General features: G+C 37.1%; 18 protein-coding genes and 2 pseudogenes. 4 read left to right on the top strand and 16 right to left on the bottom strand.

The genetic code is table 11. The features are described 5' to 3' along the window. Nucleotides 1–56: 56 nt before the first annotated feature. From STRMA_RS01345 to STRMA_RS01335, 3 genes are all read right to left on the bottom strand, one after another. Entirely contained in the window at nt 57–500 is a 444-nt protein-coding gene (locus tag STRMA_RS01345) for a SprT family protein (RefSeq protein WP_003080694.1), read from the bottom strand. Continuing rightward, complete coding sequence (locus STRMA_RS01340; protein ID WP_003080472.1) at nt 478–2613, bottom strand: Tex family protein; 2136 nt, start codon at nt 2611–2613, stop codon at nt 478–480. The genes STRMA_RS01345 and STRMA_RS01340 overlap by 23 nt, the downstream gene beginning before the upstream one ends. Before the next feature lie 161 nt (nt 2614–2774). Then, nucleotides 2775–3815 carry an LLM class flavin-dependent oxidoreductase gene (locus STRMA_RS01335; protein WP_003078697.1) on the bottom strand — a complete coding sequence of 347 codons (1041 nt, stop codon included), beginning with the start codon at nt 3813–3815 and terminating at the stop codon, nt 2775–2777. A 158-nt stretch (nt 3816–3973) separates the two neighbouring features. Between STRMA_RS01335 and STRMA_RS09760 the strand changes: the two genes are divergently transcribed. The 4 genes from STRMA_RS09760 (at nt 3974) to STRMA_RS01320 (ending at nt 7332) form a co-directional block, all read left to right on the top strand. Then, a complete protein-coding gene (locus tag STRMA_RS09760) occupies nt 3974–4114 on the top strand; it encodes an SPJ_0845 family protein (RefSeq protein ID WP_003080442.1) in 141 nt (46 codons plus the stop codon). A gap of 11 nt (nt 4115–4125) precedes the next feature. After that, nucleotides 4126–5031 carry a permease gene (locus tag STRMA_RS01330; protein WP_003081847.1) on the top strand — a complete coding sequence of 302 codons (906 nt, stop codon included), beginning with the start codon at nt 4126–4128 and terminating at the stop codon, nt 5029–5031. Next, nucleotides 5028–5843, top strand: a complete 816-nt coding sequence (locus tag STRMA_RS01325) for a TIGR03943 family putative permease subunit (RefSeq protein ID WP_003079919.1) — start codon at nt 5028–5030, stop codon at nt 5841–5843. The genes STRMA_RS01330 and STRMA_RS01325 overlap by 4 nt, the downstream gene beginning before the upstream one ends. Nucleotides 5844–5955: 112 nt before the next feature. Then, on the top strand, nt 5956–7332 hold the full coding sequence (locus tag STRMA_RS01320; RefSeq protein WP_003081271.1) for a DHA2 family efflux MFS transporter permease subunit: 1377 nt from the start codon (nt 5956–5958) through the stop codon (nt 7330–7332). A 182-nt stretch (nt 7333–7514) separates the two neighbouring features. On the opposite strand, the pseudogene ftsY reads toward STRMA_RS01320, so the two are convergent. The 13 genes and pseudogenes from ftsY to STRMA_RS01260 all read right to left on the bottom strand — a co-directional run. Next, nucleotides 7515–8447 (bottom strand): annotated as a pseudogene (gene ftsY / locus STRMA_RS10045) (signal recognition particle-docking protein FtsY); the annotation flags it as partial. A 571-nt stretch (nt 8448–9018) separates the two neighbouring features. Next, a complete protein-coding gene (locus STRMA_RS01310; RefSeq protein ID WP_003080636.1) occupies nt 9019–9855 on the bottom strand; it encodes a Cof-type HAD-IIB family hydrolase in 837 nt (278 codons plus the stop codon). Further along, the gene (locus STRMA_RS01305) at nt 9848–10657 is read right to left on the bottom strand and encodes a Cof-type HAD-IIB family hydrolase (RefSeq protein ID WP_003079412.1); all 810 of its coding nucleotides are present in this window, start codon (nt 10655–10657) and stop codon (nt 9848–9850) included. The genes STRMA_RS01310 and STRMA_RS01305 overlap by 8 nt, the downstream gene beginning before the upstream one ends. A gap of 97 nt (nt 10658–10754) precedes the next feature. Beyond that, a complete protein-coding gene (locus STRMA_RS01300; protein ID WP_003080633.1) occupies nt 10755–11807 on the bottom strand; it encodes a DUF3114 domain-containing protein in 1053 nt (350 codons plus the stop codon). Between the two features lie 195 nt (nt 11808–12002). Then, a pseudogene (locus STRMA_RS01295) lies at nt 12003–12842 on the bottom strand (hypothetical protein). Between the two features lie 65 nt (nt 12843–12907). Further along, on the bottom strand, nt 12908–13357 hold the full coding sequence (locus STRMA_RS01290) for a helix-turn-helix domain-containing protein (protein ID WP_115277000.1): 450 nt from the start codon (nt 13355–13357) through the stop codon (nt 12908–12910). Between the two features lie 653 nt (nt 13358–14010). Continuing rightward, nucleotides 14011–14430, bottom strand: coding sequence for a hypothetical protein (locus STRMA_RS01285; RefSeq protein ID WP_003079063.1), 420 nt, complete (start codon nt 14428–14430; stop codon nt 14011–14013). Then, entirely contained in the window at nt 14427–14840 is a 414-nt protein-coding gene (locus STRMA_RS01280) for a helix-turn-helix domain-containing protein (protein WP_003081006.1), read from the bottom strand. Before STRMA_RS01280 ends, STRMA_RS01285 begins: the two co-directional genes overlap by 4 nt. Nucleotides 14841–15072: 232 nt before the next feature. Further along, nucleotides 15073–15993, bottom strand: coding sequence for a hypothetical protein (locus STRMA_RS09330; protein ID WP_003079740.1), 921 nt, complete (start codon nt 15991–15993; stop codon nt 15073–15075). A gap of 28 nt (nt 15994–16021) precedes the next feature. Then, nucleotides 16022–16957 (bottom strand): reverse transcriptase domain-containing protein, encoded by a 936-nt coding sequence (locus STRMA_RS01275; protein ID WP_003082357.1) that lies wholly within the window; start codon nt 16955–16957, stop codon nt 16022–16024. A 226-nt stretch (nt 16958–17183) separates the two neighbouring features. Then, a complete protein-coding gene (thrS, locus tag STRMA_RS01270) occupies nt 17184–19133 on the bottom strand; it encodes a threonine--tRNA ligase (protein ID WP_003079705.1) in 1950 nt (649 codons plus the stop codon). A 542-nt stretch (nt 19134–19675) separates the two neighbouring features. Continuing rightward, nucleotides 19676–21010, bottom strand: coding sequence for a glycosyltransferase family 4 protein (locus STRMA_RS01265; protein ID WP_003079111.1), 1335 nt, complete (start codon nt 21008–21010; stop codon nt 19676–19678). Between the two features lies 1 nt (nt 21011). Further along, nucleotides 21012–22010 carry a glycosyltransferase family 4 protein gene (locus STRMA_RS01260; RefSeq protein ID WP_003078515.1) on the bottom strand — a complete coding sequence of 333 codons (999 nt, stop codon included), beginning with the start codon at nt 22008–22010 and terminating at the stop codon, nt 21012–21014. Nucleotides 22011–22048 lie beyond the last annotated feature (38 nt).

The raw sequence follows: 22048 nt of genomic DNA, 5'->3' as shown, positions 1-22048 counted from the left end.
TGTTAAGCTCTCCTACTTTATCAGTATAAAATATCCTCTCCAAAATAAAATCAGTCTTACGACTGATTTTGATTTTGTTCCCTCAATTTTCCTCGGCATTTACCGCAAACAAATTTCTGGGTGTTTAGACGTTTCTTTCTTTGATAAAGCTGACCGCAGGACTGACACTGATAATAATGATAAAACTGTTTTTCCCTTATAGAAGGAGCATAACGAAGACCGTCTACCTGCTTCAAAAGCTCTTTAAAATCCCTATCTTTATGACGGTAACCCTTTCCTGCAAAATACAGATGATAATGGCAAAGTTCATGGCGTACGATTTGCCGAAATGTTTTCAACTCAATATTTTCATATAGTTTGACATTAAACTCTAAATGTCCATCTTTGGGAAAAAAACGGCCTCCTGTCGTACGCAGGCGTGTGTTCCAAACGGCTTCGTGCTGAAAGAGCAAACCAAAGTCTTCCCTAGAAACTTTTTTAACGTATTGTATTAAGTTCATTTAAGGGTACCAAAGACAGATTAACTTTTTCGCGCTCTGTATCAATTTTTGAAACCCAGACAGTAACAACATCACCAACTGATACCAGCTGACTGGGATGCTTTACAAAACTTTTGCTCATCTGTGAAATATGAATCAGGCCATCTTCATGGAGCCCTATATCAACAAAGGCTCCAAAATCAACAACATTTCGAACTGTACCTTCTAGCTGCTGGCTAATTTTTAAATCTGATAGCTCAAGAACATCTTGACGAAGCTTAGGAGCTGCAAAATCATCACGTAAATCACGGCCTGGTTTCAACAAATCAGTCACAATATCTTTTAGCGTTTCCTGACCAAGCCCTATCTGATCAGCTGTTTCATTAATATTTAGTAAGCGCAGTTTTGTTTGGGCATCGGTGTCTAAGTTCTTAATTTCCAGCAATTTAAAAAGTTTTTCCACAGCTTGGTAAGATTCTGGATGGACACCGGTATTATCTAAAATGTTTTCTGCATTTGGGATACGCAAAAAACCAGCTGCCTGTTCAAACGCTTTGGCTCCTAAACGAGGGACATTTTGGATATCTTTGCGGGATTTTAAAAGACCATTATCTTCTCGGTACTTTACAATATTTTCAGAAATTGTCTTATTCAGTCCTGACACATGTGCCAAAAGGGCTGGACTGGCAGTATTAACATTAACACCTACTTGATTAACAACCGTTTCGACAACAAAATCAAGCTTATCTGCTAATTTTTTCTGGCTGACATCATGCTGATACTGACCAACACCGATTGATTTAGGATCAATTTTAACCAATTCTGCTAAAGGGTCTTGAAGGCGTCTGGCAATAGAGATAGCTGAACGTTTTTCAACCGTTAAATCCGGAAATTCCTGACGTGCTAACTCAGAAGCCGAATAAACAGAGGCTCCGCTCTCATTGACAATAACATAAGATACTTTTGGAAACTCTTTAAGTACTTCTGCTACAAAAGCCTCGCTTTCACGGCTGGCCGTGCCATTTCCAATAGCTATAATTTCAATAGCATACTCTTTGATAAGTTTACCTAAACTATCCTTGGCCTTTTTGATTCGATCTGAGCTAGCTGGAGGCACAGGATAAATAACCTGAGTGTGAATTAATTTTCCGGTCTGATCAACAACAGCTAATTTAGCACCTGTACGAAAAGCGGGATCAAAACCAAGTACCATTTTACCTTTTAAAGGCGGAATCATTAACAAACTTTTTAAATTATCAGAAAAAAGCTGAATGGCACCGTCTTCTGCCGACTCGGTTAGTTCTGTCCGAATTCGGCGCTCCATAGATGGTAAAATTTTCTTTTTAAGGGCAGCCTGAACAGTCTGCTCAATATAGCTATTCTTATCTTTAAAACGTGCCTCAAAAAAACGAAGCATTTTATCGAGATTATGATCAAATTGAACTTTAAGAATCCCTAATTTTTCTCCGCGATTAAGAGCTAACACACGATAATCCTGAATTTTTGATACTTTTTCAGAAAAATCATAGTAGATTTGAAAAATCTTTTTCTCATCAAGACTTGGATCTTTCACCTCTGATGCAATAGAGCTATTGGCCCAAATTTCATTATATGTCCAGGAACGCAGCTTAGCATCATCTGCCAAAGCTTCAACCAAAATATCTACTGCACCAGCTAAAGCTTTTTCAGGACTGTCAAAAAGTTCATTAACAAAGCTTGCAGCTTGATCTAGCAAATCTGAAACATTTTGTAAAATAAGGCGTGCCAGCGGAAAAAGGCCATTTTCACGCGCAATAGTTGCTTTTGTACGGCGTTTTTCTTTATAAGGTAAATAAAGCTCTTCAACATCGGCCAGCTTAGCTGCTGCTTCAATGGCCTTCTGCAGATCTGGTGTTAATTTCCCCTGTCCTTCAATTTTAGCTAAAACTGCTTCTTTTCTTTGACTTAAAGCCGTTAAACTCTTATTTAGATCAATAATAGCCTTGATATCAACTTCATTTAAATTGTCTGTCATTTCCTTGCGATAACGGGCAATAAAGGGTATCGTATTTCCTTCTGAAGTTAATTCTAAAACTTTTTTAATTTGCTTTTCTTTTAGGCTCAATTCTTGAGCAATTCTTTCAATCATTTCCATAAAAAGTATTATAGCATAATTAAAACTAAATTTTAATCAAACTTATGTCTTTATATTCTTCTTTTCTCATGATATGTCTCTCAAACACTAAATGAAACAATCGTGATAGAAAAAGGTTCTTTTATGTCTGTCAGACTGCTAATGACAAGAGATAAGAAACTTTACTGAAAATACGCTCTGACTTTAGGAGCTACTTTTTCTCCGTAAAGCTTAATAGCCTTGAGTGTTTCCTCATGCGGCATAGAACCAACTGGTAAATGAAGCATAAAGCGGTTTAGTTGAAGTTCCTTTACAAGGTTAATTATTTTTTCAGCCACATGATCTGGATCTCCTGCAAAAATAGCACCTTCAGGACCAACCGCCTCCAGATAAGAATCATAGGTCATCTCTTGCCAGTGGGGACGATCGCGCCCGATATGATCTGTTATTATCTTGGTAGGATAATAATAATCCTTAATAGCTTGTTCATGATCCTCTGACAGCCAGCCCCAGGAATGGGCCGCAACTTTAAGCTGTTCAAGTGAATAGCCGCTTCTTTGCCCTATTTTTTTGTAAATCGAAACAAGCCCTGCAAAAGATTTAGGATTTCCTCCAATAGCAGCATAAGTAATAGGCAGACCTTTTTCAGCAATTTTTACAGTAGAGTCTAAATTTCCGCCAGTCGCCACCCAAATCGGAAAATCTTTTTGAACTGCCCGCGGATAGACAGGACGCTCAAGGACAGTTTGAGTATGTTTTCCTTGCCAGCTGAGGTATTCTTTCTCTTTAATTTTTAATAACATGGCTAGTTTTTCTTCAAACAGTTCTTCATAATCTGCTAGATCATAACCAAAAAGCGGGAAAGATTCGACAAAAGAACCTCGTCCTGCCATAATTTCTGCCCTTCCCTGAGACAGTGCATCAATGCTGGCATACTGCTGATAAACACGGATAGGGTCAATGGAGGAAAGGATAGTCACTGCACTGGAGAGACGAATCTGCCGTGTTTTGACAGCCCCAGCTGCAAGGACAATTTCAGGAGCAGAGACAGCAAAATCTTCTCTGTGATGCTCACCAATCGCATAAATATCCAGTCCAACTTGGTCAGCTAACTCTATTTCTGCTACCATGTTACGAATCCGTTCTGCATGTGAGAGAGCATATCCCTTTTTTTCAAGCGGTGTTGTTTCACCAAATGTTGAAATACCTAATTCAATAACCATATATTTCTCCTTTAGATAAAGTGATAAATCATAAATTAACACTAATTAGTAATAATTTCAACTGATAAGCTCAGCTGAAAAAGAAAGTTTTTAACTGTTATATTTTTTTAATTGGTAGTATAATAAGAATATTAAATGAGAAAGGTGAAGTAACTTTTATGGCCATTAGATTTAATAAAAATGATGAATTAGAAAAAATGATGGAAAATTTTGCGACATTACCTAATTTAGATAAAGCACCATCTCCAGATTCTAATTCTAAAAAAGAAAAACAAGAAAAAGAAAACAAGAAAGCATAGAAATACATTTCATGGCAATTTTTAATAGTTTACCCAATAGCGTCTTGCAGTGTTTAGCAATTTTTCTTTCGATTATTATTGAAGCTTTGCCCTTTATACTGTTAGGTGCTATTTTATCTGGTTTTATTGAAGTTTATCTAACCCCTGATATTGTAAATAAATATCTACCGAAAAAAAAGTTCCCGCGTATCCTTTTTGGCACTTTTATAGGTTTTATTTTCCCTTCTTGTGAATGTGGCATCATCCCTATTGTCAACCGTTTCTTGGAGAAAAAAGTCCCTAGCTATACAGCCATTCCTTTTCTGGCAACAGCTCCGATTATTAATCCTATCGTTCTTTTTGCTACTTACTCGGCCTTTGGGAATTCTTGGCGTTTTGTTATCTTGCGACTAGTAGGAGCTATCATTGTAGCTCTGTCTTTGGGCATTTTACTTGGTTTTATCGTCAATGAAGACATTATCAAAAAAACAGCTAAACCTGCTCATTTTCACAGTTACTCTGATAAGAAAGCTTATCAGAAAGTCTTTTATGCCTTGGTTCATGCGGTGGATGAGTTGTTTGATACAGGGCGCTACCTTGTTTTTGGCAGTTTGGTAGCGGCCTGCATGCAGATTTATATTCCCACTCGAGTCCTAACAAGTATTGGCCATAATCCATTTACAGCTATTCTCATTATGATGCTGCTGGCATTTATTTTATCCCTTTGCAGTGAAGCAGACGCTTTTATTGGCTCCTCTCTTTTAGCAAGCTTTGGCTTAGCTCCAGTTATGGCTTTTTTGTTAATTGGCCCTATGGTTGATATTAAAAATTTAATGATGATGCGCAATGCCTTTACCTTTAAATTTATTTGGCAATTTGTTACAACCTCTAGTCTGATTATCATTGCATATTGCTTACTTGTGGGGGTGATGGGATGATTCGATTTCTTATTTTAGCCGGCTATTTTGAATTAGGGATGTATTTGCAGCTATCAGGAAAACTTGATCATTATATCAATAATCATTATTCTTATTTAGCTTACATATCAATGGCACTGTCCTTCATTTTAGCAATTGTCCAGTTAATTGTTTGGATGAAACAGCTAAAAGTCCCTTCTCATCTCTCTAGCCGACTGGCAAAATTTCTCAGTCCTGTGATTCTTGTTCTTCCTGTTTTCGTAGGGCTTTTGGTACCAACTGTTTCCCTTGATTCAACAACCGTTTCAGCTAAAGGCTACCATTTTCCTCTAGCTGCAGGATCAGCTAATTCAGGAACTAGCTCAGATGGGACGCGTGTCCAATACCTAAAGCCCGATACCAGTCTTTATTTCACGAAATCAGCTTATAACAAGGAAATGCAATCCAGCTTAAAACGCTACCGGGGCAAAGGCAAATTAACCATTACAACACAAAACTATATGGAGGTAATGGAAATCATCTATCTTTTTCCAGAAGAATTTAAAAACCGTGAAATTGAGTATGTCGGTTTTGTCTATAATGACCCTAAAAATAAAAACAGTCAGTTTCTCTTCCGCTTTGGAATTATCCACTGTATAGCTGATTCGGGAGTCTACGGTCTCCTGACCAAGGGGGGATCAGCGCATTATCATAACAATGACTGGGTTAAGGTAAGCGGCAAAATTTCTGTTGAATACAATCAGGAATTAAAACAAACTTTGCCTGTCCTTCACATTGATAAAAGTTCAGCAACCGCAAAGCCTAAAAATCCTTATGTTTACCGTGTTTTTTAAATCAATAGAGAGCTGATACCTATCAGGGTTGGCACCAAGCTTATTTTCAAATAAACTTGGTGCCTCTATTTTTTTGTGTTACAATGAAATAAAAATAAGAGTAGGAGTTTCTATGGACAGTTCACAATCTACAGATTATGTCTCTCGAAAAACACAATTATCTATCATTGCAGCAGCTTTAGTCGGATTTTCAGGTATCTTGTCTGAAACCAGTATGAATGTTACTTTTACAAAATTGATGAGCGTTTTTCATTTACCTTTAAGCAGTCTTCAATGGATTACGACCATTTATTTGTTGGCAGTAGCTATCGCTATGACATTGAGTGCTACTTTACAGCAAAATGTGAAAGAGCGCCAGCAATTCATAACTTCTGTTTTACTTTTTCTATTAGGAACCATCACTTGTATTGTCAGTAAAAATTTTAGTTTGATGATTATAGGACGAGCTCTTCAGGGTTTTAGTACCGGTATCGCTATGCCTTTGATGTTCAACCTGATCATTGAGCGTATCCCTATAAGCCATATAGGGACCTACATGGGGATAGGAGGGCTTATTATGAGTCTAGCCCCTGCTTTTGGACCGACCTATGGCGGCTTTATGATCGCTCATTTTTCTTGGCAGTGGATTTTTATACTGACCTTGCCTATTCCAGTGATTGCCCTTGTCATCAGTTATTTTGCTTTGGAAAACACACCTAAAAATAAGAAAAGACCTTTTGACCTGCTAGCCTTTTTATTGCTTGCTCTTGCCCTGTCTTTTTTCCTGCTGGTTATCTCTAGTCTTGAATCAGGCTCTGTCAATTTCTTTGCTTTAGTTGTTTTTCTGGCGGCCTTAAGTCTTTTTATCTTTAGAACTTTAAAATCAGAGCAGCCGTTCTTAGATATTCGCATCTTAAAACAAGCTCCTGTTCTTTTAGGATTAATTCCTTTTTTCATCTATCAGTTTATTAACCTATCTTCTAATTTTGTGATTCCCAACTTCCTTGTACAGGTTAATCACGTTTCAACAACTTTGGCAGGCTTTGTACTGCTGCCAGGTACCCTTTTGGGTGGGCTTTTAGCTCCTTTTTTTGGAAAACTATATGACTTAAAAGGGCCAAAACTTTCTCTTTATTTAGGAAATAGTTTATTTGCGATCAGTTTAATTTTACTTGCTTTTTTCTATCAATCCTTATCAGTGACTCTGATGGCTTTGGTTTATATCATTTTTACTTTCGGACGCAATATGTCCTTTAACAATACTATGGCAGTAGCCATTTCCCAGCTTCCTAAGGATAAAACTGCGGATGCTACGGCTATCTTTCAAATGATGCAGCAATTTGCTGGTGCCTTAGGAACAGCACTGTCCTCAGTCGTTCTTCAGCTCGCTCCTAATATGGCCAGCGGCGTTAAAATCATTTTTAGTGTTTTATTCATTTTGGTCATTTTCATTTTCCTATGTTTCAAATTACTCTTTGCTAGCTTACAAGAAACAATAACAAAAAAATAATAAACTTCTTGGTTTAAAGAGAAATCACAAATAAAGTTTTCTTTAGACTTTTCTTATGCTAAAAAACAAAAACTCTTGCAAACACTAGCTAAATAGGTTTGCAAGAGTTTATTTACTTATCATTTATGTCAAATACTGATGAGAGAATGATCTAGAATACAAGACACAGCCGCTCTTTACCGTTAGATCAAGCCTTCCAAAAGTCCTTTCATGAAATCTTCGGAATTAAATTCACCAATATCATCTATCTTTTCTCCAAAACCAATAAATTTCACCGGAATATCCAATTCCTGACGAATAGCCAGAACGACTCCGCCTTTTGCTGTACCATCAATCTTTGTCAAAACGATTCCTGTTAAAGGTGTTATTTTAGAAAATTCTTTAGCCTGAATGAGAGCATTTTGCCCTGTTGAGGCATCAAGAGCCAACAGTGTTTCATGCGGCGCATCTGGAATAACACGCTTAACAATCCGGCCGATCTTTTCAAGCTCTGCCATTAGATTGTCTTTATTTTGCAAGCGGCCAGCTGTATCAATCATAAGGATATCAATTCCTTCTGCAGCTGCCTTTTCAACACCATCATAGACAACACTAGCTGGATCAGCTTTTTCAGGACCTTTAATAACAGGAACACCCACGCGCTGCCCCCACTCTAATAACTGGGCTACTGCTCCAGCTCGGAAAGTATCAGCGGCAACGAGCATGACTTTCTTGCCTTGCTGCTTATATTTATAAGCTAATTTTCCGATAGAAGTTGTTTTCCCGACTCCATTTACCCCGACAAAAAGCATAACGGTGACATCATTTTGCATGTTAATTTTTTCATTAAACTGTCCGTCTTTTTCATAAATATCAACAAGCTTTTCAATGATAACACGGCGCAGTGCTTCTGGCTTTTTAGCTTTTTCCAGCTTAGCTTCATAGCGCAGATCTTCTGTTAAGGTTGAAGCTACCTGTACACCAACATCAGAAAGGATCAGCATTTCTTCTAGTTCTTCGAAAAACGCTTCATCTACATTACGAAAATTCGCTAAAAAAGCATTAAGCCTTGCACCGAATCCTGAACGTGTTTTCTTTAAGCTGCGATTGTATTTTTCTTCTTCTGATTCTGATTTTTGAGCGTTATCAGAACTTAAAGCTGCAGCTTCTGCTACAGTCTCTTCTTTAGTTTCTGTTAATTGAGACGATCCTTGATTCTCATCAAGCATATTCCTATCATCAGAGAGTTTCTCGCTGTTTTCTGACTGAGCCTGCTGAGCTAATTCTGCTTTTCTCACATAATAGTCTTGCATAAAAGCATCAGAGGAGTTATGCTCTTTCTCGTGTTCATTGCTTTCTTGAGGGGCAGCTTTGTTAGCAACTGCTCCTATTGGATCTGTCTCATCTGAAATAGCTGCTGAGTCTTTTTCGATTGATACCTGGGACTGTTCTTCCTTTTTAAGAGATGAGCCTTCTTCTGTCAATTCCTGCTTAGCCGAACTTGCTTCTGTCTCTGAAAAAGAATCTTGAGTCTCCTTCACCGTATCAGCACTGTCTGCTGTATGCTTTGCTTTTTCTTTGCTATGCTCTGTTTTCTCAGTAGAATCCGTTAATGAAGCATGGTTTTCTCTATTTAAATCTTCTTTGTTTTCTTGATTTAATTGTGTTTGTGCAGATTCTTTTTGTTTTTTCTTTCCAAATAATCGATCAAATAATCCCATTTTTATCCTCTTTTAAAATATATTTTTCAATAGCCTCAGCAACTCCTGATTGCTCATTCGTGCGGGCAGTCACAGCATCTGCTGCCTGTTTAGCTGCGGCAGTCCCATTTGCCATAGCGACACCTAAACCTGCCCATCTCAGCATTGTTAGGTCATTTTCTTCATCTCCCATAGCCATGACCTCACTGGCATCAATCCCTAGATGTTTGACGAGCAAGTCAAGACCAACCGCTTTATGTACACCTTTTGGCATAATTTCTAAAATAATATCACGCGATTTAAAAACCTCAAACCTATCGTAAAAATAAGCTGGAATTTTCAAGATTTGCTGGTCCAAAAAAGCGGCCTCATAAACAATGACAACTTTATTATAGATGATATCTCGCGGCAGATGATCCAAACCTGCAATTTTTTTGAAGGAAAGTGTCGGGTTAGCTAAGTGATACCGTGAATGGTGATCCTGATTCGAAATGCTGTAAACTATACCATCGCTGAGAATATCTACAGGAAGAGCTAGTTTTTCCATCTCTGCCTGAATGTTTTCGACTTGTTGATAGCTAAGCTCACTTTTATCCAAGATATCTCCGTTTGTCTTTTGAACCAAACCACCATTAAAAGTAATAATATAATTATCATCAGAAATTAAATCTAACTCTTTAAGTAAATATTCCATTGCTTTGATTGGCCGTCCTGTTGTCAGCACCACTTTGACATCCTTGGCACGCGCGGCCTTTAAAGCTGCTTTATTTTCCAGGCTGATTTCTTTTTTCTGATTAAAAAGTGTCCCATCCAAATCTAAAGCCAATAATTTAATTTTAGCCATTTACCAGCCCTTCCATATAAGACATGACAGATTCTTCATTATGATGCCCAATTACTTCATCAGCTATTTTTTGAATTTCTGATCGTGCATTTTCTGGGGCAACAGCATGGCCTGCAAAACGCAGCATCTCCCAATCATTTAGATTGTCGCCAAAAGCTAATGTCTGATGGGAAGGAATAACTAATTTCTGACAAAGATGATCAAGCCCAAAACCTTTATTTGATCCGCGCTGAATAACATCAATAGAGGCAAAACCAGTTGTTACAGCCTGCATATGGGGCAATTGTTCATTTAGCCAGTTCTCACCATTGCGGACATCTTGGGGAGCAAAATTTGTCGTTATTTTGAAAATAGTATCCTCTAGATTTTCAAAATCTTCGACAACTTGGACATTTTCATAATAAAGCCTCATATGATCTATATAAGACTGCGGGCTGTCTTTTAAAATATAAGCAGCTTTTTTACCAGATAATAATAATTCCTTTCCGCGGTTATAAGGATTTTCCAAAATCTTATCAATTAGCTGAAGATATTGCTCTTTGGGCATATGCTGTTCAAATAAAGTTTCACCTTTATATTGAATAAAAGCGCCATTTTCAGCAATAATCGCTATTTTATCAGTGAAACCCGCAAATAGTTTATCTAAAGCTAAGAGCGCGCGGCCGCTAGCAGCAGCAAGAATAATATTATTGTCTTCAAACTGCTTTAATAAACGAGCCAAGCGCTTGTGGTTAAAGGCACCAGCTTCATTTAAAAAAGTGCCGTCCATATCTGTTGCTACCAAACGAATCTTCTTTGCCACTTGCTATCTCCTTACCTATTCTTCTCTATCCTATTTTATCAAATTTTAGGGAAGATTTGGGAATTAAGTTATAAAAGTCAAATGAACAGCAAAATGATTACTGACTTTTACTTTTGCGTATCTCTCTTTTAAACCGCCGTGCTAAAGACTTAACCTGCTTAAAACTGCTCTTGCCTTGATAAGCATAAAGTCCCTTTTTATTAAAATAGCTCTCCTGCCATTCTTTATCCGATTTCGCCTGATTTTTTCGTTTAATCCACTTGGGCGAAATAAACTTTTGCTGGTCATTAGAGACTGCCTTGTTTCTGAAAACAGGATCATGGCAGGCTGCAGGATCCACATCCAGCTCCCAATGGCGTTTATCGCCTTGATTAGCATAATTGAAACTGGCCCCATTAATGACACCGTTTAAATGAAAAACTTCAGCATCAGTTTCATTCAAAAAGCGGCCCTTATTATCAAGGATAAACTCAGTGTGAAAATGCAAAAGAATCTTAAAATTAAAACAATAGTCTTGATCAGGATAAGTCATTTTACCATCAATCAAGGCTGCCTTATTGTGCAGCCTAGCAGACTCAAATAAGCTGTAATCATAAGTTTTACGGTAGCAGACTTTGCCCTTTTTTGTTTTTAAAAACAGGGCTAAGGCTTGATCATCTGCCATACCTTCTTTTCTATAGTGTTTACGAATATATTGTGCTTGCTGACTGGAAATAATATAGCGGAATTGATGAACTCTTTTGGCCAAAAGATCTTTCTGACTCATTCTATCCTGCGGGAAAACTTGCTGGACTAAGACAGCCAGCTCATGCCAAAAAGCGCTGTCTGGTGCCAAATCATCTGAAAAGCCTTGAACTAACTTTTGGTTTTCTTCTAGATGTCCAGATAATTCTTGGGGCATAGCAGACATATCTAAAACAATGGTAAGCAGCTGCTGAGGGTCTTTGAGCTTATAAGCACGCTGCCACAGCAGATTAAAAACCGGCGAGCCTATGCTAAAGTCCAATGGCCGTAAATCTCTTTGAGCTATTTGCTTGAGCTCTTCTCTGCTCCAGCCTGCCTTTTCCCATAAAAGCAACTGTTTTGCCTGCTGATAGCGTTGCTGCAGACCGGATCGTGAAAATGGGTAGCTTTTTAAAATACGCCACATAGGCTTTCTCCTTTCAAACCCCTATTATAGCAAAAAAGGCAATAAGACAGAAGCAGATTCTTTGATAGTAGTGATTCCATTGTTACTGATTTGGTCTGTCAAAAAAAGCCCATCAGGACTTCTTTTTTTCTGATTTAGCTTTAACAAGGCATCATTACAAGTATAGTTATTTAGTTTATAACTAGCATTCCTAGCCTAGTCTGCCTTATACTCTTTCTTAAAAACATGATTCAGCCACTCAAAAACGACATAGTTCATAAGACGAAAATGATTAACCTGACAATGCGCATCTGAACCGCTGGCGGATTCAAATTTTCTGACAGTGATAGGCACACCACGTTTACGAAAATTTTCAGCTATCACTTCTGTCTGTCGCAGGAGTTCTGGACTGTCTCCTGCACCTACTAGAAAGAGACTGGGAATGCTTATTTTGTGATAGTCTACTGTTTGAGCTTGTTTCAAAACTTCACTGACAGAGCTCGTAAAATCAGCTTGACCAAATTGCCAAGCATATTTTTTTAAATTGACTGCTGCAACCTTGTTCACACTTGTTACCAGCTTGCTGCCCCATTTAAGAACCGTTTTAGGAGTTTTTAGTACAGCTGAAAATGAAACCCGAAAGACTTGGGCAACATCATAAAGCGGAATCTTGCTGTTGTCCACAGCTAGCATAAACAGTTTTTCCATTTTTCAGAAATTTTCCATAAATTCCGGCACACTAGGATCTGTAAACTGAAGAGCTGCACGGATGGAATAACAGGCCGAAAAATACAAATGAGATACCAAGTTTCGGTAACCGTTCTTTTTAGCTTCTTCTGCTTCATTTTCCAAATAATCAGCATGATCCTTGAAGCGTTTCCGCCAATCGGCAGGATTACCATTCCGAATACCGCTGGCGATATAAAACAGTTCACCTGCACTCATTCCGATAATTTGACCAATTCCCAACATCCAATTAAAACAAAAATCCATATCTTTATTATTAAACTTAATTTTATAATCTTGCCGTTTCAAAATAGCATCATTTTCTTTCATTAGTGAAGACCTCCCTTTTTTGTTTTTGTTCCGAACTAATTGAACTAAAATAGTAAAAGAAAATCCTAGACTCCTCCTTTATCAAAATCATCTAAAACTTGGTCAACAGCAGCAGCTATCTTATCATAGAGGTGAGCAAGTGTTCTGAATTGCTCTCCATAAGCAGAGGCATGATAATCAGCTAGTTCAGTAAACAGATTCTTCATTTCTTCAATGACAGACATCCTAGAAGTTAACCAAGTTACAATCCCCATAGGATTAAGGTGAATAAAACGTTCTCGTGAATTCAAGCGACTGTGATAGCTAATTATCCCTTTGTCCTCCAGAAAACGAAGACCTGTGCTGGTGCTAGCTTTTGATAGACCAAGCTGATCAATAATCTTGTTAAAAGTAACACTGTCTTCTTCTTCCAGCATTAAAAAAGCCAAAATACTGGAAGGTGTACGTGCATAATCCAGCTGCATGAAGATATTGGTGATTTTTTCAATCTCTCTTAATTTTGTTTCTTCCATCATTAGTTCCTTTAGTTCATTACAAACTAAACTTATCATTTTAGGTAAGAATTGTCAAGAGAATCATTACGAGCACAGGACAAACGCATGAAGAAAAATTTTTCAGAATATTTTAGAAATGCATGAATTAGATTCTGAAACAGTGAAAAATTAGGCTATTATTCACAGTAAACATAAATTTCATAGTCTAATTTGAGGTTTGAAAAAGTGAATTTCTGACAAAACTACCGTCAGTTTACATTTAAAATTGTATAAAATAGCTCTTTTGATATTTTCAAATCATTTTCAATAGATGATTTTCTTCATGCGTTTGTCGTGTTACGAGCAGTGGTTTTATGGAGCTATAAAAAGAGACTGAGATGAATTACATTCAGCCTCTTCTATTAATGTTTATACTCAAAGAAAATCAATCTAGACTAGGCAACGTCTTAAGAAAATCCGCTAATGCTAGATTTTCTACGCCAAGCTCTATGAAGCTGGCTAAAGACCTTACTAGCTCGTTGGTGAAATAATATTGATTTCACCTCCTCGCGTCGCGACGAGCCGCAGGTAGCTCAAAAGGTCCGGGGGAGCTTTTGAGGTTATGGTAATAAGGAAAGCTTGCCTTTCCTCAAAAAGTACGGCAAGCTGAAGTCAACGACGTATCGTTTTGATTTTCAAAGAGTATTACCCTTCACAAGGTTCCGCAAATACATATAATAGACACCAAACAAGCCTAAAATGAGCAAATCAAAAACGAATTGCCAACCAAAAAGCTGAATACGATTCCTAAAAAGACTGGTCAATAGTATTAGTATGGCATCTGTCCAAAAGGCTAGTCCAGCTAAAATAAGAGCTGATTTCTTTTTGAAAAGATAGAAAATTGGAGTCAATATCCCACCCAATAAATTGCTTATCCATAATATCAAAAAGAAGAGAGGATAGTTGGTAAAATAAGCCTCAATAGCTGAGGTATAATGTTCTACAAAATAAGCCTGATTGCGCGTTATTACCATGACAAAATCATAGCAGCCAATCAGATTCAGAAAAAACATTAACAAGGTAAAGCCAATCCCAAAGACTGTTAATTTTTTCATTTTAGTATCCCCATTTCTTCAAAAGCTTGAACAAAGAAATCGCTGTCCAATAAGGCTAAGCCTTGATTGATATCCCCCAAAACCATAAGGTTATCGCCCTTTTTGATATCAAATAGTTTCCTTGCCTGTGCAGGAATGACGATTTGTCCCTTTTCACCAACCGTTACTGTTCCAAAGATATATTTACCCTCTTTGGCTTTGCCTGCAAAAGGAGATTCATCTCCGTTAACCAGCTCATCCAAGCTGATACCAAAAATCTCTGCCAAATGGTTTGAAGAGACAATATCCGGTAAGCTTTCCCCCAGTTCCCATTTACTAAGGGTCTGACGAGATACGCCTACCTTTTCAGCTAATTTTTCCTGGGAATAACCTAACTTTTTTCTCAATAGAAGAATCGTTTCACTTATCATACTTTTCCTACCTTTTTTAAATTAATTACATTATAGGGAATTCTTATCCCACTTTCAAGCAAGTTTCGCTGGCAAAATAAGAATTTTTTGTTAAGAATCGTAGCAAAAAAGAAGCCACATGGACTTCTTCTTTTACCTATTCAGCATCAGCTGGCTTTGATTTACGGGCGATATCGGCCAAGATGCTTTCTGCCGACTCTAAACTTATTTTTTCTTTGGATTATTTGTAACTCTATGTAATATTATGATTAATAATTTTTTCTATATTCTCAAACAATTTTTTAAAATTTTCAAAGGAAATATTTTGATAACTATACATTATCTGCTTTGATAATTTATCCTTACTATAATTATCTTTTTCAATAAATTCCCTTTCAGAAGGATTAAACTGTTTTCCAAATTTTTGATTTATTTTTTCAATATCTTCTGGCAATAGTAAAGCTTCTATATCAGATTTACTTTGTTCAGGTTTTATTAACGGGATTAACATTAAATAAAGATTGTCCTTTAAATGGATACATTCATTTTTTCTAAGTTTTGTTTTAAGTTGAGTTTTTTTATCTTCAGTAAAATCTTTTTGAAACTTTTTTATTTCAGAATCTATTTGTTGCCTAGTTTTTCCTGCTTGCTTTAATTCCTGACGCTTTAAATGAATATTTTCTTCATATTCTGTATCAAATATTATTTTAGCATTTGAGCCAAATTTATTAATAAATTGTTGGATAGGACTACCTTCCACGTCCAGTTCGTTATCAAAGATCATGATAACAGGGGACTTGTATCTTGAGCCAATTCTTTGGAAATAATCATAGATGTTATTAAAATTTTTCTTTCTAAAAATCTGATTATCGTGATAAAGATTCCAAACTTTTTCAAATATAGAGCCTCCATGTTTATTCAAATCTAAATATTGTTCAGTTATGTCTGACTTTTTAAAAAAAGTAAGTTTATACTTGGCCGTTCCGCCTTCTTCAAGAGTAATAAGACTAGGATATTTATTATGTAATTTTTTTAAAGCAGCTCTTATATAACGTATATCCGTTTTACCTTCGGTAATAAGTACTGGTTTTTCAGCACCATAAAAATTTTTATAAAATAAAAAACGTTGAAAAGTCTTTCCCTTTGCTGAAAATTCTGTCTGTTCTAAATTCATGCACTCAGCATTAAATCGTTCTACTTGATTAATGAATGCAAAACGTCCAGTTAGTTGCTTTATAATATTCTCTTGGAGTATTAACTCTCTTATTAACTACCAATCCTGTTACTAATTGCCTAGAATTCCAATAACTTACTCTTGTTTTCTTTTCGTTAATCTTAAAGCTAGCATTGTCAATAATACTATTAAGATCAGATAAAAAATCATCCAATTTTTTTATGATTACATCATCATTTGTTGAAAAAGTCATATCGTCTGCATATCTAGTATATTTTAGACGGTATTTTTTACAAATTTTTAAAATACGAGAATCTAAAATTCTTCCAATCATATTCGTTAGAATTGGCGAACTAGGAGCTCCTTGGGGTAATTTAGATTTATAGCAAACAAGGTTAGCTAAAGTCATTGCAATTTCTTTAGATAGTTGAAAATCCCTATTCTTTTCAAAGTATTCTTTGACACGATAAAATGTAAAACTATCAAAAAAATCTTTTAAATCTATACTAACAATATACTTTTTATTTCTGTGAACTTGGGCATTCGTAAGAATACTCTTACCCTTTTCAAAAGCTTGGATGATATCGTTTTGAAATCTATAATATTTTTTGGTCTCTAAGGTCAGTTTGTAGCCACTATTCATATCTTCAATAGCCTCAGAAAACGTTTGTGTACGAAAATTTTCCTCTCTTAACATTTTCTTATCTTTTATATATTTCTCTTCTTTTTCATGATTTATCCATAATTGTTCTTGCCATAAAAGCTCTGCAATCTTTTTTTGAACACTCTTTAATGGTTCCTTAGGGGCACAAATTTGTCTATCTGAACCGTCTTTTTTAGGAATATTATAAACATCATAAAGCTTTTCACGATACTTTTGTTTTAACAAATTATTTAATATATTTCTATCAATTCCCAATCTACTGGATAAATGATTAAGATCTTTTATTTCTTTGAAAATCACATTTTTCTCCTGAATGTGCAATAAAAAACATATAACTACTCATTATGCGAGACTTGTCGAGCGTTGATAAAAGCGATTTCTCAGCCGGTGCAATAAATCAAACTAGCCGCCCAGTTCACTTTATCATTGTTTACGGATACACAAACAATAAATTCTAGTTATACGTTAGTGTAACTATAGCACAAAATCACATCAAAAAGAAGCCCACATGGACTTCTTTCTTTTCTTATTCAGCATCAGTTGGTCTAGATTTACGTTCAATATCTTGAAGGATATTTTTGGTAAATTCTGCCATAGTTTCGGTATGCGTTTGTTTGCTGCCATAGCGGCGAACATTGACCGTGCCATCTTCCATTTCCTTATCACCAACAATAAGTTGGTAAGGGATCTTCTTGGTTTGGCTTTGGCGAATTTTGTACTGCATTTTTTCATTACGGTCATCCACATCTACACGAATACCACGGTTGCGCAGTTCCTTAGCTACCTCCCAAGCATAATCAATGTGAGCTTCGTTTGAGATTGGAATAACGGTAACTTGATGAGGAGCCAGCCAAGTCGGAAAAGCACCTTTATAAGTTTCAATAAGATAAGCAGTAAAACGTTCCATGGTTGAAACAATCCCGCGGTGAATCATGACAGGACGGTGTTCTTCACCATCAGCACCAACATAAGTCAACTCAAAACGTTCGGGCAGCAAAAAGTCCAATTGAATGGTTGATAAGGTCTCATCATTACCAAGAGCAGTTTTCACTTGGATGTCCAATTTGGGTCCGTAAAAGGCTGCCTCACCTTCTGCTTCATAGTAATCAAGTCCCATATCATCCATAGCAGCTTTGAGCATAGTTTGAGATTTTTCCCACATGTCATCATCATCAAAATATTTATGGGTATCGTTAGGATCCCGGTAAGACAAACGAAAACTGTAATCTGTCAAGTTAAAGTCTTGGTAAACATCAATAATTAATTGAAGCGTCCGCTTGAACTCCTCTTTCACTTGATCAAGAGCAACAAAAGTGTGTCCATCATTCAAGGTCATTTCACGTACACGCTGAAGTCCTGACAGGGCACCTGATTTTTCATAACGGTGCATCATGCCAAGCTCTGCTATGCGGATGGGCAATTCACGATAAGAATGTACATGATTCTTATAAACTTCAATATGATGAGGACAATTCATGGGACGCAGCACAAATGCTTCACCATCTCCCATATCCATAGTTGGAAACATATCTTCACGGTAATGTTCCCAGTGACCTGAAGTTTTGTAGAGATCCACAGAAGCAATTGGCGGAGTATAAACGTGCTGATAGCCTGAAGCTACTTCTTTATCAGTGATGTAACGCTCAATGATACGGCGAATGGTTGCTCCATCTGGCAGCCAAAATGGCAGGCCTTGTCCGACTTCTTGCGAAATCATAAAAAGATCAAGTTCTTTTCCGAGCTTGCGGTGATCGCGTTCTTTGGCTTCTTCAAGACGTTTGAGATAAGCCTTGAGGTCTTTCTTATCAAACCAAGCAGTACCATAGATACGCTGCATCATAGCATTATCACTGTCTCCGCGCCAGTAAGCCCCTGCTACATTGAGCAAGTGAAAGACTTGGATACGGCCAGTTGATGGCACATGCGGCCCGCGGCAAAGGTCGACATATTCACCTTGGCGGTAAATTGTTAGACCGCCTTCGTCCTCTGAATGCTCTTCAATCAATTCGAGTTTGTAAGGATCGTTTTTGAAGATTTCACGGGCTTCATCCTTAGTAACTTCTTCACGAATTGATGGAAGGTTCTCCTTAACAATTTTCTTCATTTCTTCCTCAATGCGGGGAAGATCTTCATTAGAAATTTGCCCTGCTTGATTGTCCGTATCATAGTAAAAGCCATCTTGGATGGCTGGACCGACACCTAAGTGAATGTCTGGGAAGAGACGGCGGGCAGCTTGGGCAAAAAGATGAGCTGCTGAATGACGAAGAATTGGCAGGGCATCGTCATGGTCAGGTGTCACAATTTCAATACTGCCGTCTTGCGTGATAGCACGTGTGGTATCAATGAGTTTCCCATTAAATTTACCGGCTAAAGCTTTCTTAGCAAGAGACTTGCTAATACTATCTGCGATCTCAAAGGTTGTAACTCCAGATTCAAATTCTCGTACAGCACCATCTGGAAAAGTGATTTTAATCATATATTTTCTCCTTTATTACTCATTTAAAACTAAATGATTCATTTTTATCATAGCAACCGGGCTAGCAAAAAACTGACAAACGTTGTTTCCTTGAAAAGTTAACAAGGCTATTTACTTTATACGCAATGAAAATCAAAAAGCAAATTAGGAAGTTAGATACAGGCAGTGCTAAGGTAGGGCAGGCAAGATGAAGCTGACCTAGTTTGAAGAGATTTTTCGAAGGGTATTAAAACAGATCATCACTCATATGGCCTTTATAAATAAAAAATCACGACTCCAAAAAGGACGTCGCAACGTGGTTCCACCTTCATTCATGTACAGCAAAAAGCCCTACACCTCAGTTTTAGCTATAACGCAGCTACCGTTTTATGTTTGCATAAAAACAAGGAAGTAGTATTAAAATGACAGGCTTACGCTTTTTCAGCTGCCAAGCGCTCTCTTTAAAGCCTTGCACACTTAACATGTCTTCAAAGATAATTATAACAGGATTTTTAAACTTTTCAAGTCTGAAAAATCCTGACGAAAAGGGCAGACCAGCCTTTTTAGTCTAAAAAGTCACGAATAGCATTAACAATCCGAGCAGGAGCTTTAACAACCTTTACAGAAGTTTGAGCTGTTTTTTTAAAGACGGTAGCTGGCAGCTTAATAGTGGACTTTACAAGTTTAATAGAGGTGTCTGCTCGATTGCCTTCTACAGTCAGTGATAGTTTTTCTTTCTTTTTAGCTTTTTTAGAGATAATCGTATCTAAATAAAAAGCAAAAACTGACTTGCCAAAATGCTGGGCTGAAATTTCGTACAGTTTTTCCTGCCACAGCTTTTCCTCTTTTTTAGGTGTTAATTCAATAGCCTCTAAAACAGCATCAGCAAGGTCAGACTCCCTTTGATAAAGTGTCCCAAACATCTTATTTGTAATTAAATCATCTAAATAAGGGTTGGACTGAGCAATGATCGGTCTGCCGCTGGCCAGACTCTCAATATAAGTCAGCCCTTGCGTTTCACTGGTTGAGGCACTGATAAAGAAATCCGATGCCTTATAATAAAGAGCTGTCTGATCATGATTAACCATACCTGTAAAGATGATATGGTCAGCAATATTTAATGCTCTTGCTTGTTTTTTTAACTCTTCCAAATAAGGACCATCACCAACTACTACTAATTTTACTTTGCTATTCTTAGCTAAAATAGATGGCATATAAGCAATAACAGCTTGGATATTTTTTTCATAAGAAATCCGTGACAAGCTAAGCAGCATGGTTTCATCTGCTTCAATCGCCAGAGATTTTCGCAGAGCCAAACTGTCAGCTACAGTAATATCCGGCCGCACATAATTCTCCAAATAAATTCCTGTTGGAATAATTCTCTTAGGTATCTTCACCGAATACCCTTCTAATAAATTTAAGGCAATGCGGCTAGGACAGATAACACCATCTAAATCATAAAGATAACTGCGAATAATATACTTAACCATATTGGGCCGAATAATTTTTCCATTAGCAATATAGCGAACATAGTCCTCATACTGTGTATGGTAAGTATGGATAACAGGTATTCGTAAGGCTTTTCCTACCATTTTTCCAAGCATGCCAAGACCAAACTCTGTTTGAGTGTGAATGATATCTAACTGATAAGTCTTTGCAATTTTATAGGATTCAAAAAGTCCGCGGTAGACAACACGACGGTCAGTAAAAGAAATAAAGGGAACACTAGGGAGACGAATGATAGTTGGATCTTCATAACGGCCTACATGCTTATCAGTGGTCGTAAATATATAGACTTCATGTCCTTGCTTTTCCAGCTCATCTTTTAAGGTCTGAGTACTCGTTGCAACACCTGAAACCTGCGGTAAATAAGTGTCCGTAAAAAGTCCTACATGCATCTTATCCCTCCATTACTTTTTGATAAACCTGACTCAATTCATGAGCTACTTTGTCAATATTGCGGCTTTGTGCAACCTTATAGCCTATTTCTTTCTTTTGACTGTGACCGTCCAAAACCTTCTCAATAGCCTCTACAAAGCCATTAACCGTTGTAGCCAGCTCAACTGCTTCATCTGTAATCCAACCTTCATAAACCGGAATATCTCTTAAGATCACATGCTGATGGCTAGCTAGAGCTTCTAAAACAACAATTCCTTCGGTTTCTTCTAGACTAGGGAAAAAGAAAGCGCTGGCTCCGCTCATTGCCCCTTCAAAAATATCGCCTTTAATATAGCCTGCAAAAGTAACATTAGCAGGATGTTTTTTAGAAACTATAAGCCTGACATCATGCGGAATAACCCATTTATTTGTTTCTCCAAACCAAATAAAGCGAACATGGGGCATTTTTTGAGCAACTTTTACAAAATCCTTTATTCCTTTGCGTTTAAAATAAAGGCCTGCACAAATGACAACTTTTTCATCTTCTGACAGCTGAAAATAATCTCTAAAAGCTTTTTCTTTAGCCTTATTAGGAATATAGCGTTCCAAATCAATACCATTTGAAACAGGATAGATAGGATTTGTAATCCCATATCTTTCAATTAAGCGCTTTGAATAAGCTGTGGGAGTAATAATCGCATCTGCTTTTTTATAAAAATGACAGAGATAGCGCCTAAAAAAAGGAGCAAGGAAATTTGAACCAATAAAAGAATTTCTGAAATCTTCTTCCGTTGAGTGGCCATGCATAATAACCTTTGTACCAGCCTTCTTGGCATGATTCAAAAGCCGCCAGCTTTTAAAGCCATAAGTATTAATATGAACTAAATCATAATTTTCCTTTGGATCAGTGGTATAATCAATCCCTGCCAGAGTCAAAGCCCGTTCTTGATGTTTGATGGCCCGTCCAATACCTGATTTCTTTAGATACTGTTCAGCCTCCAAATACAATAAAACTTTCATGTCATCAATTATAGCATTAAATCAGCTAAGATGCCAAT

This window comes from Streptococcus macacae NCTC 11558 (assembly GCF_000187995.2).
GTDB classification, from domain to species: domain Bacteria; phylum Bacillota; class Bacilli; order Lactobacillales; family Streptococcaceae; genus Streptococcus; species Streptococcus macacae.
The sequence above is the reverse complement of the archived record's forward strand: the minus strand, read 5'-3'. Positions and strand labels throughout refer to the sequence as shown.

Bases quoted from the DNA above. Each gene is read 5' to 3' on its own strand.
- STRMA_RS01345 (WP_003080694.1), bottom strand. From the start codon at position 500: ATGAACTTAATACAATACGTTAAAAAAGTTTCTAGGGAAGACTTTGGT.
- STRMA_RS01340 (WP_003080472.1), bottom strand. From the start codon at position 2,613: ATGGAAATGATTGAAAGAATTGCTCAAGAATTGAGCCTAAAAGAAAAG.
- STRMA_RS01335 (WP_003078697.1), bottom strand. From the start codon at position 3,815: ATGGTTATTGAATTAGGTATTTCAACATTTGGTGAAACAACACCGCTT.
- STRMA_RS09760 (WP_003080442.1), top strand. From the start codon at position 3,974: ATGGCCATTAGATTTAATAAAAATGATGAATTAGAAAAAATGATGGAA.
- STRMA_RS01330 (WP_003081847.1), top strand. From the start codon at position 4,126: ATGGCAATTTTTAATAGTTTACCCAATAGCGTCTTGCAGTGTTTAGCA.
- STRMA_RS01325 (WP_003079919.1), top strand. From the start codon at position 5,028: ATGATTCGATTTCTTATTTTAGCCGGCTATTTTGAATTAGGGATGTAT.
- STRMA_RS01320 (WP_003081271.1), top strand. From the start codon at position 5,956: ATGGACAGTTCACAATCTACAGATTATGTCTCTCGAAAAACACAATTA.
- STRMA_RS01310 (WP_003080636.1), bottom strand. From the start codon at position 9,855: ATGGCTAAAATTAAATTATTGGCTTTAGATTTGGATGGGACACTTTTT.
- STRMA_RS01300 (WP_003080633.1), bottom strand. From the start codon at position 11,807: ATGTGGCGTATTTTAAAAAGCTACCCATTTTCACGATCCGGTCTGCAG.
- STRMA_RS01290 (WP_115277000.1), bottom strand. From the start codon at position 13,357: ATGATGGAAGAAACAAAATTAAGAGAGATTGAAAAAATCACCAATATC.
- STRMA_RS01285 (WP_003079063.1), bottom strand. From the start codon at position 14,430: ATGAAAAAATTAACAGTCTTTGGGATTGGCTTTACCTTGTTAATGTTT.
- STRMA_RS01280 (WP_003081006.1), bottom strand. From the start codon at position 14,840: ATGATAAGTGAAACGATTCTTCTATTGAGAAAAAAGTTAGGTTATTCC.
- STRMA_RS09330 (WP_003079740.1), bottom strand. From the start codon at position 15,993: ATGAATTTAGAACAGACAGAATTTTCAGCAAAGGGAAAGACTTTTCAA.
- thrS (WP_003079705.1), bottom strand. From the start codon at position 19,133: ATGATTAAAATCACTTTTCCAGATGGTGCTGTACGAGAATTTGAATCT.
- STRMA_RS01265 (WP_003079111.1), bottom strand. From the start codon at position 21,010: ATGCATGTAGGACTTTTTACGGACACTTATTTACCGCAGGTTTCAGGT.
- STRMA_RS01260 (WP_003078515.1), bottom strand. From the start codon at position 22,010: ATGAAAGTTTTATTGTATTTGGAGGCTGAACAGTATCTAAAGAAATCA.